Genomic DNA, 12882 nt, shown 5'->3' with positions numbered 1-12882 from the left:
GATACACAAGAGAGGTGGTTTCTCTCGTTATAGTAATGAACAGCTAAGTTTTATCCATTACTTTAAATGAAAAAAGAAACTAGAACACATATAAAAAGATAGAGAGAAAAAACGAGTGGTAAAGTTTCGATAAATTGGATGGAGGATTGCAACGTGATCAAAAGAAAAAAAGACAAGTTTTCTGAAATGTTAATGGACATTGCCCAAAATATTAAGGACTCAGCGGAGTTTTTAGGCAGCTTTGAACTTCAAAACGTATCTGACCTAAAGGAATTTGCCAACGTTTTAAAAGCGTATGAATCAAAAGGTGATAAATACGTGCATACAGTGATTACTGAGTTGAACAAAGCATTTATTACTCCAATTGAGCGTGAAGATATTTTACAGCTAGCGATGAGCATGGATGATGTACTTGATGGCATCGACAGCTTTGCTGCTTTAATGGAAATTCATTCAATTACGACATTTGATGAATATGTAGCTGAATTTGTTAAAAATATTCAAGGCTGTGCTGAAGAAATTTTAATTACTATTAATTTGTTGTCTGAGAAAAAGCTTCTTCAAATTAGTGAGCATGCAATTAAAATTAAAGAGTATGAGTCACATTGTGATACATTATATCGTCGTGCACTAAAACAATTATTTGCAACATGTAAAGATCCAATTAAAGTTATTCAATATAAAGAAATTTATGAAACGCTAGAAGAAATCGCGGATTATTGTCAAACGGTTGCGAACAACTTAGAATCAGTTATTATGAAGAATGCGTAACGGGGCTATATTATAATGGATTCGATGCTAATATTAACCATTCTAATTGTAGTTGGTGCACTTGGTTTTGACTTTATCAACGGATTTCACGATACAGCTAATGCCATTGCGACTTCTGTTTCAACCAAAGCTTTAAAACCGCGACATGCAATTCTTTTAGCCGCAACCATGAACTTTGTCGGTGCTATGACGTTTACGGGCGTAGCCAAAACGATTACAAAGGATATCGTTGATCCTTATACGCTTCAAAATGGTTCTGTCGTTATTTTAGCAGCATTAATTTCTGCTATCGCGTGGAACCTAATCACATGGTATTTCGGTATCCCGAGTAGTTCTTCTCATGCAATTATTGGATCGATTGCAGGAGCAGCTATTGCAGCTGCTGGATTTGGTGCTTTAAATTATAAAGGTTTCATCAAAATCATTGAAGCCCTTCTAATTTCACCAGTTCTGGCCTTTGTAGTAGGTTATATTGTCTATACGATTATCAAACTAACGTTTAAAAACCATAACTTAACGAAAACGAATAAGCGTTTTCGACGCGTTCAAATCCTGACTGCAGCCCTACAATCTTACACACACGGTACGAATGATGCGCAAAAAGCAATGGGTATCATTACGCTAGCGCTTATTGCTAACAATATGCAAAGCGGCACTGAGATTCAGTGGTGGGTACAGCTGGCTTGTGCGGTTGCAATGGGGCTTGGAACGTCAATTGGTGGATGGAAAATCATTAAAACCGTTGGCGGTAAAATTATGAAAATTCGTCCTGTTAATGGAGTAGCTGCGGACTTAACAGGTGCTGCCATTATCTTTGGAGCAACGTTTATTCATCTACCTGTCAGTACTACTCATGTTATTTCATCTTCTATCTTAGGTGTAGGTTCTGCTCACCGAGTGAAAGGTGTAAAGTGGGGAACTGCACAGCGCATGGTGATTACATGGGTTATCACATTGCCAATTTCAGCTTCGTTAGCTGCACTTATCTATATGATTTTAAATTTGTTCTTTTAATAAATGGGGAGCTTCTTTTAAAGAAGCTCCTTTTTTTATTTACATCCCCTCATTTGCACAGTACACTTAAAACATGAAAATAACACAATCATTTTTAAAAGGGAGATGGGGAAATGTTTGGAAAAGTAGCTGCTGATGTATTGGGGCTAAGTGATATTGGTTCTGTTATTAAGCCAGTTGATTATGACAAGGTAGATGCAGACGATTACGTTATGCACGAAGAACAAGAAAAAATTTATTTTCTAATCAAATCAAAGTCAGATGAATATTGCTTTACCAATAAAGCGCTCATTCACCTTGATGGAACAAGTGCTACAAGCAAAAAGCGAATGCTTCGCCGCTATAACTACAGCACAAATCACATTTCAAATGTGATGCTAGAAACGGCTGGAACTGTCGATTTAGATGTAGAAATTAAATTTAAAATTGGCTCGGAGACTTTTTCTATCGATGTACACAAAAAGCATATAGAAGAGGTAAAAGATTTATATAAAGCGCTGTTTAAAATGTCTGAAATAACGCGTGAAAATGAAATTGCGCTCGATTTTGCTAAACAAAGCATTCAGCTAGCTTCTTCTACGCTAAGCAGTACAAGAAATACAAGTGGAAGTGTTGCTGGTGAATTTAAAGAAATTAACGAAGCTGCGTTTTCTTGGTTATTAGATAAAAAAACAGCTTACACAACAAAAGATTTCAGCTCAGTTTTCGAGCTGTATATCAATAATTAATAGAAACAGCTGCTCCTTTTATGGAGCAGCTGTTTTTTGATGCTGAATGAGAGTATGTAGACTTATGATGAACCGTGTATAATCCTCATGTTAACCTTGAAAAATCGCTGAAAAAAGAGCACAATATAAAATAGAAAAGAGAAACAATAGAGACGGGTTTAACTGAAAGAAATAATAGAAAATAAGACTTATAGGTGGAAAGGATTACGGTATGACAGCAAAAAATAATGAGGATACAGTGGCAGAATTAGAAAAGTCACTTCGACATATTGCAGCGATTGTGAAGCAAAAAGGAAGAGAAATTTTAGAAGGCTATACGATTACGCCACCTCAGTTTATTGCTTTGCAGTGGCTGTTTGAACGTGGAGATATGACGATTGGCGATTTATCAAATCGTATTTTTCTCGCTTGTAGTACAACGACAGATTTAGTAGATCGTATGGAAAAAAATAAGTTAGTGGTTCGGGTGAAAGATCCAAAAGACCGCCGCGTAGTGCGTATTCATTTGCTTCCTGAAGGAGCACGTGTTATCGAAGAAGTAATTGAAAAGCGACAAACGTATTTAAATGGCGTACTGGCAAACTTCTCTCCGAGTGAAACGGAAGTTTTACGAGTAACGTTACGAAAATTGCATGATGAAATGAAAGAAAAATGAGGCGATTGTTTTGAGTAGACCAATTGGTGTTATAGATTCAGGTGTGGGCGGATTAACGGTAGCAAAGGAAATTATGAGACAGCTTCCGAAAGAACAAATTATGTACATTGGAGATACAGCCCGCTGCCCATACGGTCCTCGTCCTAGTGAAGAAGTACGAGCTTTCACATGGGAGATGACTAATTATTTAGTAGATAAAGATATTAAAATGCTTGTTATTGCGTGCAATACGGCTACGGCAGTTGTACTAGATGAAATTCAAGAACAGCTCGATATTCCGGTTATAGGCGTCATTGAACCAGGATCACGCGCTGCGCTTAAAGTAACTAAAAATCATAAAATAGGCGTAATCGGCACAAACGGAACCGTGAAAAGTCAAGCCTATACACATGCACTCCGCGCTCTTCATACGAGAGTGGAAGTGGAAAATTTAGCATGCCCTTTGTTTGTACCTCTTGTAGAGAGCGGTAATTATGAAGGACCGGAAGCGCAGCGAATTGTAAAAGAAACATTAAAACCTTTTTATCATACAGATATGGATACCCTTATTTTAGGATGTACGCATTATCCGTTATTAAAGCCAGTTATTCAAGAAGCAATTGGGCCTCGAGTTCAGTTGATCAGTTCTGGCGAAGAAACGGCAATAGAGGTAAGTGCCATTCTTTCTTATAGCAATTTACTAGCTCCTAGAAACATGGAGCCTGAACACTACTTCTTTACAACAGGATCAACAGAACTGTTTCAATCTATTGCATCTAAATGGTTTGAGCACCCTGTATATAATGTTGAACATATCAAGCTTTAAAACCGTGCATATCATGCTCGGTTTTTTTGTGGACAAAAACTTTTTTGAGCTGGTCTAAAATGCAAAAAAGCTCGTATACATAGTAGTACAAACAGTCTGAGGAGGGAAAGGAATGTCCAAAAAGACCCAACTTGTTCTCATATCCGCCGTGGTGACCACATCTGTATTGTTATCCGGCTGTGGACTTTTCGGAGGGGATAACGCAGCAAAGGAAATTGATCCGCCAAAGGATGTCACCTATGTGAAAGATGAAAAATCATTAGCGACTGAAGCGAAAGTAACGGAAGCTAATAAAAAACAAAGTAAAGCGGCAGAAACATCTGCGCCTACCAAAAGAGAACTCTACTTAATTGATAAAAACGGGTACGTTGTTCCCCAGACGCTTGAAATTCCTAAATCAAAAGGTGTCGCTAAACAGTCTCTTGAATATTTAGTAGAGGGTGGACCAGTCACAAACTTATTGCCAAATAATTTCCGAGCGGTTCTTCCTGCTGATACAAGAGTTTTAGGGACAAAGCTGGAAAGTGACGGCACGATGGTAGCAGATTTTTCACCTGAATTTGCTGAGTATAAAAAAGAAGATGAACTCCGTATTCTGCAGGCCGTCACTTGGACGCTGACGCAGTTTGAAGGCGTAAATAAAGTTAAAATTCGCATTAACGGCTATGATAAAGATGAGATGCCTGTAAATCATACGCCAATCAGTAAAGGGTTGAGCAGAGCAGATGGCATTAACTTTGATAATACTGGAGTAGTTGACGTAACTCAAACGAAGCCAGTTACGATTTATTACTTAGCTCAAGAGGGCAAACAAACTTACTATGTTCCTGTCACAAAACGAATTGCTTCTGATGACAAAGATATGTACACTGCAATTGTGAACGAACTTGTAGAAGGACCTGCGCCTGCATCAGGTTTAGTGACAGATTTTAATCCTGATGCAAAGCTCGTAGCAGCTCCAAAGTATGCGGATGGTGAGTTAACGCTGAACTTTAATAAAAACATCTTTGGGAATTTAAAAGGAACGGAAATTTCTCAGCATGTTCTCGACTCCTTGGTGCTATCGCTGACGGAACAAAAAGCCGTAGACAGCGTTGCTATTAAGGTGAATGGCAAAAAAACGCTAAAAGATGAAAAAGGGAAAAAATTAACGGAACCAGTTTCAAGACCTAAAAATGTGAACACAGGTAGTTTTTAAAAACAAATTTTTGTTATACTAGTAAAGGACTAAGTAGAAAGAGGTCTGCTGAAATAGCGACCTCTTTCCGCTGTTTTATAGTTAAAACGGAAGAGACTATTACATATAAATGAATTAATAGGAGGACATGCTTAATGCGTTTGGACGGTAGGGAATTTAATGAATTGAGACCTGTATCTCTTCATACTTCATACTTAAAGCATCCAGAAGGATCTGTATTAATCTCGGTGGGAGACACAAAGGTTATTTGTACAGCAAGCATAGACGACAGAGTGCCTCCTTTTATGCGTGGACAAGGAAAAGGATGGATTACAGCTGAATATTCTATGCTGCCTCGAGCTACGGCACAAAGAAATATACGTGAATCATCAAAGGGTAAAGTCACAGGACGAACAATGGAAATTCAGCGTCTAATCGGACGAGCTCTTCGTTCTGTAGTCGATCTGGAAAAGGTCGGAGAAAAGACAATTTGGATTGATTGTGATGTTATTCAAGCAGATGGGGGAACAAGAACAGCATCGATTACAGGTGCTTTTGTGGCTATGGTTTTAGCGTTTGGAAAGCTGGTTGAAGAGAACAAGCTGACAGAAATTCCTATTCGTGACTACTTAGCTGCGACTTCAGTAGGTATTCATGGAGAAAATTCGATTTTAGATTTAAATTATGAAGAAGATTCGACAGCAGAAGTTGACATGAATATTGTGATGACAGGAAGCGGACAGTTTGTAGAATTACAGGGAACGGGAGAGGAATCGACGTTTTCGAGAGAACAGTTAAACCATCTTCTAGATTTAGGGGAAAAGGGTGTTTATCAATTGATTGAACAGCAAAAGGAAGTTCTTGATCACCTGGCTGCTTACATTCCGGTTAAAGAAAGGTAAGGGATTAACGTGCGTGAAATCATTATTGCAACTAAAAATGCAGGCAAAGTAAAAGATTTTGAAACACTTTTCTCACCAAAGGGATTTAAAGTAAAATCGCTTCTTGATTTTCCTGAGATTGAAGACGTGGAAGAAACGGGCGTTACATTTGCAGAGAATGCGACGCTAAAAGCAGAGGCCATTTCATCCGCATTAAATAAGCCGGTCATTGCTGATGACTCCGGGCTTGCTATTGATGCCTTAAACGGGGAGCCAGGCGTTTATTCCGCGCGTTATGCTGGTGAAAATAAAGATGATAATGCTAATATAGAGAAGGTACTTCAAAAATTAAATGACGTGCCGTTTGAAAAGCGCACGGCACGCTTTCATTGTGCTCTTGCTATTGCAGTGCCCGGAAAGAGAACCGAAATTGTAGAAGGCACATGTGAAGGGCACATCTTGGAGGAAAAAAGAGGGGAAAACGGTTTTGGGTACGATCCCATTTTCTTTGTAGAAAAATGGAGATGCTCCATGGCAGAATTGACCAAAGAGCAAAAAAATCAGATTAGTCACCGAGCAAATGCGTTAAAAAAACTAGCACCGCTAATTGATGCGCAATTTTAGAAGGAGTGATGACGTGTGAAACTATTAATTGTGAGCGATAGCCACGGGTTACAAGAAGAACTGCTCACTATCAGAGAGAGACATGCTGATGTAGATAAGATGATCCATTGTGGGGACTCTGAGTTGCCGCAAGACGGCAAAGAAATGTCTGCGTTTTTAGGCGTTCGAGGAAATTGTGACTACGATGCATCTTACGTTAATGATCGAGTAGAGTCGCTTGGAGAAGCTACGTGTCTGGTTACACACGGTCACTTATATAATGTTAAAATGTCTATGATGAATCTCCATTACAAAGCGAGAGAAGTCGGGGCAAACGTTGTTTGTTTTGGGCATTCTCACATAGCGGGAGCTGAGCTCATGGACGGAGTTTTATTTATCAATCCAGGAAGTATGTTACTTCCTCGTATGAGAAAAGAACGTACGTATGCTATACTAGTAATGGATGGTACAGAAGCTACCGTGCAGTTTTACGATATAAGCGGTAAACATATTCCTAGCATGCAGTTAACCTGTACACTTTCAGCATAATATAGCCAAATATAGGGAGAAGAGAAGGTTTTTTACCTCTCTTCTCATAAAATTTCAAAAAAACGTTGACTTTTAAATTATATTTGAATATAATAAGTATTGTCTTTGATACACTTTAACATTATGTCCCAGTAGCTCAGCAGGATAGAGCAACGGCCTTCTAAGCCGTCGGTCGGGAGTTCGAATCTCTCCTGGGACGTCCAGAAAAAACCGGCTTTTACTTTTTAGTAAAAGCCGGTTTTTTTATTTATCTTAAAAGTGAATGTTTGTTCATTCAGTGTGTACAAATGAACGTTTCAGAAAAACTTTTTGAACAGCTGTAAACCCTTATTACATCAATAATGAAAACGCATTCAAATATTCTGTTTAGTCTAAATTGTCTAAAAAAATCTTGAAAAGTGGTTGACTATGCATAGAAATGGGCGTAAGATAGTCCTCAAATATAAGTTTTCTAAAAATTTTAATTAATTGTAATTAATTTAAAATATGATGTGTAAAGCATTGTTCAAAAAGCATATAGCGTTTTAAAACGTTGAAGAGGATAAGTAGTTTTGATGTTTAGGTATCAACAGAGAGTCGGGTTGCTGGAAGCCGACGTTACCAACTCAAAATGAACTCACCTCAGAGTGTCACCCTGAAATTCAGTAAGGGCGACCGAGTGTACTTCCAAAGCACTCGTTATCAAAAAGAATGTAAGTATACATTCATAAGGTAATCATTACGATTACAAACGAGGGTGGTACCGCGTAAAGTACAAAAGACTTTTCGCCCCTTGACCTATATCATTTGATAGGGTCTATTTAGGGGTGAGAAGTCTTTTTTCTTTTATCTAGAAAACGAAAGGATGAGAAAAGTGGGAGCCAATATGCAAACGAAAGAACCTGTAAGCGCTGGGGCACAAATGAATGGAGCTGACATGTTGATTGAATCTCTAAGAAGAGAAAATGTTGACGTCATCTTCGGTTACCCAGGGGGAGCCGTTTTACCGATTTACGATAAACTATACGGTTCAGGAATGTTTCACGTACTTGCTCGTCACGAACAAGGTGGAATTCACGCAGCAGAAGGGTACGCAAGAATTTCAGGCAAACCCGGTGTAGTTATCGCAACAAGTGGTCCTGGTGCAACAAATATCGTAACAGGTTTGGCAGATGCGATGATTGACTCACTTCCTTTAGTTGTTTTTACTGGTCAAGTAGCTTCAAGTGTAATTGGTTCTGACGCGTTCCAAGAAGCAGATGTATTAGGGATCACAATGCCAATTACAAAACATAGCTATCAAGTACGCAATATCAGCGATATGCCGAGAATCATCAAAGAGGCATTTCATATTGCGACAACAGGAAGACCTGGTCCAGTCTTAATCGACATTCCAAAAGATATGGCACAGGGTGATGGAACATTTAATTACGAAGGAGAAATTGATTTACCAGGCTATCAGCCAACTTATTTTCCAAATCAGCTGCAGGTTAAAAAATTAACAGACGCAGTAGCAGCTGCAAAAAAACCTGTTATCCTAGCAGGTGCGGGAGTGTTATTGAGTAAAGGTTCAGAAGAATTAAAAAATTATGCTGAGCGTCAAAATATTCCGGTTATTAATACGCTTTTAGGGTTGGGCTGTTTTCCTGCAGATCATCCGCTTCATTTAGGAATGGCTGGCATGCACGGAACGTACACAGCAAACATGGCAATTTATGAGAGTGATCTTCTCATTAGTATCGGTGCACGCTTTGATGACCGAGTAACAGGTAATTTAAAGCATTTTGCACCAAATGCAAAAATTGCTCACATTGACATCGACCCAGCGGAAATTGGAAAGAATGTTCCAACCAAGATTCCAATTGTTGGAGATGCAAAAGAAGTATTGAAGCAATTGCTTCTGCAAGAAGGAGAAGTTGGAGATTATACGAAATGGCATGAGAAATTAGCGGCGTGGAAGCAAGAATATCCATTATGGTATCAGAACTCAGCGGACGTGTTAAAACCACAAAAAGTAGTTGAGTTGCTTCACAAGTATACAAATGGAGATGCCGTTGTTACAACGGACGTTGGGCAACATCAAATGTGGGTAGCCCAATACTACACATTTAATAATCCAGATCGATGGGTAACTTCAGGTGGTCTTGGCACCATGGGCTTTGGATTACCTTCTGCAATCGGCGCTCAGCTGGCAAATAAAGATAAAACAGTTGTAGCAGTCGTTGGTGACGGTGGATTTCAAATGACGCTTCAAGAATTAGGGGTCATTAGAGAATTAAATTTACCTGTAAAAGTGGTTGTACTCAACAATCAGTCGCTTGGTATGGTTCGTCAGTGGCAGGAAATCTTCTATGAAGAACGCTACTCACACTCTTTAATTCCGAATCAGCCTAATTTAATGAAGCTTGCAGAAGCCTATGATATCAAAGGTTTACAAGCTTCTACTGAAGAAGAAGCGCATGCGGCTCTGAAAGAAGCAATGGAAACAGATGGACCTGTTTTACTAAACTTCTTTGTCGCACCTAAAGAAAACGTATATCCAATGGTTGCACCTGGAAAAGGATTACATGAAATGGTAGGGGTGAAACCATGAAGCGAATTATTACAGCAACTGTATTAAACCGTGCGGGCGTTTTAAATCGCGTAACGGGGTTATTTACAAAAAGAAATTTCAATATTGAGAGTATTTCAGTAGGGCACACTGAATCTGAGGATGTATCACGCATGACGTTTGTTGTGAACGTAGAGCATGATAACGCTGCTGAACAAGTGATCAAGCAGTTAAATAAGCAGATCGACGTGTTGAAAGTTCAAGATATTACGGATCAAGCTGTGGTGTCAAGAGAGCTTGCTTTAATGAAAGTAGCATCTACACCAGCGAGCCGTAACGAACTTTATGCAGTAATTGAGCCTTTCCGTGCAACCATTATTGATGTAAGCCGCGACAGCCTAATTATTCAAGTAACAGGTGAATCCAGCAAGATTGAAGCGATGATTGATCTACTTCAGCCTTATGGATTAAAAGAAGTAACGCGCACGGGAACAGTAGCTGTTCCGCGCGGTACGCAAAAAGCAGCAGCCAAACTTTCATCAATCATTTAATTCTAGCTAGTTACTAAAAAGTAAACTATATAAAACTATATAAACTAAGAGGAGAGATTTATTATGACAAAGGTATATTATAACGGAGATGCAAAGGATCAATTATTACAAGGTAAAACAGTAGCAATCGTAGGTTATGGTTCACAAGGTCACGCTCACGCACAAAACTTACGCGACAGCGGAGTAAACGTGGTAGTGGGATTACGTAAAGGTAAATCATGGGATCAAGCAGAGCAAGACGGTTTCACTGTATTATCTGTAAAAGATGCAGTTCAACAAGCAGAAGTAGTAATGGTATTACTTCCAGATGAGTATCAGCCAAAAGTTTATAACGAAGAAATTCTTCCAGGACTAAAACCAGGAAAATCTTTAGTATTTGCTCACGGTTTCAACATTCACTTTAACCAAATCGTAGCACCTGAATTCGTTGACGTATTCTTAGTAGCTCCAAAAGGCCCTGGTCACCTTGTAAGAAGAACGTATGAAGAAGGAGCTGGCGTACCGGCGTTATTCGCAGTATTCCAAGATGTAACTGGAGAAGCAAAAGACGTAGCGTTAGCTTATGCTAAAGCAATCGGTTCAGCTCGTGCGGGTGTGTTAGAAACAACATTTAAAGAAGAAACAGAAACAGATCTTTTCGGTGAGCAAGCAGTACTTTGTGGTGGTTTAACTTCATTAGTTAAAGCTGGTTTTGAAACGCTTGTAGAAGCTGGCTACCAACCGGAAGTTGCATATTTTGAGTGTTTACACGAATTAAAATTAATTGTTGACCTTATGTATGAAGGCGGAATGGAAGGCATGCGTTATTCAATCTCTGATACAGCTCAATGGGGTGACTTCGTTTCAGGACCACGCGTTGTAGATGAGCGTTCAAAAGAACAAATGAAAAAAGTGCTTGAAGATATCCAAACAGGTAAATTTGCAAAAGGCTGGATCCTAGAAAACCAAGCAAATCGTCCGGAATTTACAGCTATCAATAACCGTGAAAACGAACATTTAATTGAAAAAGTTGGCGCTCAATTACGTGAAATGATGCCATTTGTTAAAAAACAAAAGAAAGAAGCGGTGATCGCTAGTGCAAAAAATTAAACTATTTGACACGACGCTACGCGATGGTGAACAGTCACCTGGAGTCAATTTGAACCTACAAGAAAAGCTTGAAATTGCTAAGCAGTTAGAGCGATTAGGTATCGACATCATTGAAGCCGGATTTCCCGCTTCTTCAAAAGGTGATTTTCAATCCGTAAAAGAAATTGCGTCTATTGTCAAAAATTCTTCTGTAACAGGCCTTGCGAGGTCTGTTACAAAAGATATTGACATTGCATGGGAAGCGTTAAAAGAAAGTGCAGAACCAAGACTGCATGTCTTTATCGCTACTTCCGAAATTCATATGCAGCATAAATTGAAAAAAACACCTGATGAAGTACTTGAAACAGCAGTGGAAATGGTGAAGTACGCAAGTGAAAAATTCCCGGTTGTTCAATGGTCTGCTGAAGATGCATGTCGAACAGATTTACCGTTTTTAGCTAGAATTGTAGAAGCAGTTATTGATGCTGGTGCAAAAGTCGTTAATATTCCAGATACAGTAGGATTTATCACTCCTGGTGACTATCAATCAGTATTTAATTACTTAAAAGAACATGTGTCAAATATTCATAAAGTTGATTTGTCAGCTCACTGTCACGATGACTTAGGGCTAGCTGTGGCCAATTCAATGGCTGCTATTGAAGCAGGAGCTACTCAAATTGAAGGAACGATTAACGGAATCGGAGAACGTGCGGGTAACGCAGCTCTTGAAGAAGTAGCACTTGCGCTTCATGTCCGTCAAGATTTCTATCAAGCGAGCACAGGTCTTATCTTACCTGAAATCAAGCGTACGAGTGACATTATCAGTAAGCTTACCGGGATGAATATTGCACCAAATAAAGCAATTGTCGGAAAAAATGCTTTTGCTCATGAATCAGGTATTCACCAAGATGGCGTCTTAAAAAATCCGTTAACATATGAGATTATTTCCCCAGAACTTGTGGGTGTTAAACAAAATCCAATTGTGCTTGGTAAACACTCAGGCCGTCATGCGTTCCGTACACGCTTAGTAGAGCTTGGATTCACATTGGAAGATACAGAAGCAAACGTGCTTTTTGAGAAGTTTAAAGACTTAGCAGATAAGAAAAAAGACATTACCGATGATGATTTATTGGCATTAGTCATTCAAAAGCAAGTTAGCAAAGACAGTGAATATAAGCTTGAAAGTCTGCAAGTTCAGTATGGTACGAACAATATTCCTACGGCTACGATTACGCTTCGCAAAGAAAACGGCGAAGAGATTCAAGAAGCAGCTACGGGATCTGGAAGCGTGGAAGCTATCTATAATACGCTGCAGCGCTGTGTTGAACAAGATGTGAAACTATTAGACTATCGTATTCAGTCTATTAACGGTGGGCCGGATGCACTGGCTGAAGTATTTGTGAAGGTTGAAAGCGAAGGAACTGAAGCAAGCGGACGCGGAGTAGCATTTGACGTATTAGAATCGTCAGCGAAAGCATATCTGAACGCCATTAATCGTTTAATCGCTATTCAGCAGCATCGTACAAAGCAAGAAGTAATGTGAACTGAAG

13 protein-coding genes, 1 tRNA gene and 1 other annotated feature are annotated in these 12882 nt (G+C 39.2%); all 14 genes read left to right on the top strand.

The genetic code is table 11. The features are described from left to right. The first annotated feature begins 138 nt into the window (after nt 1–138). The 14 genes from LIS78_RS23855 (at nt 139) to LIS78_RS23790 (ending at nt 12875) form a co-directional block, all read left to right on the top strand. The gene (locus tag LIS78_RS23855) at nt 139–771 is read left to right on the top strand and encodes a DUF47 domain-containing protein (protein ID WP_029711160.1); all 633 of its coding nucleotides are present in this window, start codon (nt 139–141) and stop codon (nt 769–771) included. Between the two features lie 15 nt (nt 772–786). Beyond that, a complete protein-coding gene (locus LIS78_RS23850; RefSeq protein WP_028411744.1) occupies nt 787–1785 on the top strand; it encodes an inorganic phosphate transporter in 999 nt (332 codons plus the stop codon). Nucleotides 1786–1898: 113 nt separating this feature from the next. After that, complete coding sequence (locus tag LIS78_RS23845; protein WP_013059383.1) at nt 1899–2513, top strand: PH domain-containing protein; 615 nt, start codon at nt 1899–1901, stop codon at nt 2511–2513. A 211-nt stretch (nt 2514–2724) separates the two neighbouring features. Continuing rightward, a complete protein-coding gene (locus tag LIS78_RS23840; RefSeq protein WP_252284430.1) occupies nt 2725–3168 on the top strand; it encodes a MarR family winged helix-turn-helix transcriptional regulator in 444 nt (147 codons plus the stop codon). 10 nt (nt 3169–3178) lie between these two features. After that, entirely contained in the window at nt 3179–3973 is a 795-nt protein-coding gene (gene racE / locus LIS78_RS23835) for a glutamate racemase (protein ID WP_025601441.1), read from the top strand. Between the two features lie 112 nt (nt 3974–4085). Further along, nucleotides 4086–5171, top strand: a complete 1086-nt coding sequence (locus LIS78_RS23830; RefSeq protein ID WP_025601439.1) for a GerMN domain-containing protein — start codon at nt 4086–4088, stop codon at nt 5169–5171. 134 nt (nt 5172–5305) lie between these two features. After that, entirely contained in the window at nt 5306–6052 is a 747-nt protein-coding gene (rph, locus tag LIS78_RS23825; protein ID WP_013059379.1) for a ribonuclease PH, read from the top strand. 9 nt (nt 6053–6061) lie between these two features. After that, on the top strand, nt 6062–6655 hold the full coding sequence (locus LIS78_RS23820) for an XTP/dITP diphosphatase (RefSeq protein ID WP_025601437.1): 594 nt from the start codon (nt 6062–6064) through the stop codon (nt 6653–6655). A 15-nt stretch (nt 6656–6670) separates the two neighbouring features. After that, a complete protein-coding gene (locus tag LIS78_RS23815) occupies nt 6671–7183 on the top strand; it encodes a metallophosphoesterase family protein (protein ID WP_195781782.1) in 513 nt (170 codons plus the stop codon). A 125-nt stretch (nt 7184–7308) separates the two neighbouring features. Continuing rightward, nucleotides 7309–7382: transfer RNA gene (locus LIS78_RS23810), tRNA-Arg, on the top strand. Nucleotides 7383–7706: 324 nt separating this feature from the next. Further along, nucleotides 7707–7959: a binding site (T-box leader), on the top strand. Between the two features lie 68 nt (nt 7960–8027). After that, nucleotides 8028–9755: an acetolactate synthase large subunit gene (gene ilvB / locus LIS78_RS23805; RefSeq protein ID WP_205689536.1), complete on the top strand. Its 1728-nt coding sequence runs from the start codon at nt 8028–8030 to the stop codon at nt 9753–9755. Further along, nucleotides 9752–10264, top strand: a complete 513-nt coding sequence (ilvN, locus tag LIS78_RS23800; protein ID WP_013059375.1) for an acetolactate synthase small subunit — start codon at nt 9752–9754, stop codon at nt 10262–10264. Before ilvB ends, ilvN begins: the two co-directional genes overlap by 4 nt. A gap of 63 nt (nt 10265–10327) precedes the next feature. Beyond that, on the top strand, nt 10328–11353 hold the full coding sequence (gene ilvC, locus LIS78_RS23795; RefSeq protein ID WP_013085141.1) for a ketol-acid reductoisomerase: 1026 nt from the start codon (nt 10328–10330) through the stop codon (nt 11351–11353). Beyond that, the gene (locus tag LIS78_RS23790) at nt 11340–12875 is read left to right on the top strand and encodes a 2-isopropylmalate synthase (protein ID WP_013085140.1); all 1536 of its coding nucleotides are present in this window, start codon (nt 11340–11342) and stop codon (nt 12873–12875) included. Before ilvC ends, LIS78_RS23790 begins: the two co-directional genes overlap by 14 nt. Nucleotides 12876–12882: the final 7 nt, after the last annotated feature.

This window comes from Priestia megaterium, from assembly GCF_023824195.1.
In the GTDB taxonomy this organism is placed as follows: Bacteria; Bacillota; Bacilli; order Bacillales; family Bacillaceae_H; genus Priestia; species Priestia megaterium_D.
This window is presented reverse-complemented; position numbering and strand designations above follow the sequence as displayed.

Bases quoted from the DNA above. Each gene is read 5' to 3' on its own strand.
- LIS78_RS23855 (WP_029711160.1), top strand. From the start codon at position 139: ATGGAGGATTGCAACGTGATCAAAAGAAAAAAAGACAAGTTTTCTGAA.
- LIS78_RS23850 (WP_028411744.1), top strand. From the start codon at position 787: ATGGATTCGATGCTAATATTAACCATTCTAATTGTAGTTGGTGCACTT.
- LIS78_RS23845 (WP_013059383.1), top strand. From the start codon at position 1,899: ATGTTTGGAAAAGTAGCTGCTGATGTATTGGGGCTAAGTGATATTGGT.
- LIS78_RS23840 (WP_252284430.1), top strand. From the start codon at position 2,725: ATGACAGCAAAAAATAATGAGGATACAGTGGCAGAATTAGAAAAGTCA.
- LIS78_RS23830 (WP_025601439.1), top strand. From the start codon at position 4,086: ATGTCCAAAAAGACCCAACTTGTTCTCATATCCGCCGTGGTGACCACA.
- rph (WP_013059379.1), top strand. From the start codon at position 5,306: ATGCGTTTGGACGGTAGGGAATTTAATGAATTGAGACCTGTATCTCTT.
- ilvB (WP_205689536.1), top strand. From the start codon at position 8,028: ATGAGAAAAGTGGGAGCCAATATGCAAACGAAAGAACCTGTAAGCGCT.
- ilvN (WP_013059375.1), top strand. From the start codon at position 9,752: ATGAAGCGAATTATTACAGCAACTGTATTAAACCGTGCGGGCGTTTTA.
- ilvC (WP_013085141.1), top strand. From the start codon at position 10,328: ATGACAAAGGTATATTATAACGGAGATGCAAAGGATCAATTATTACAA.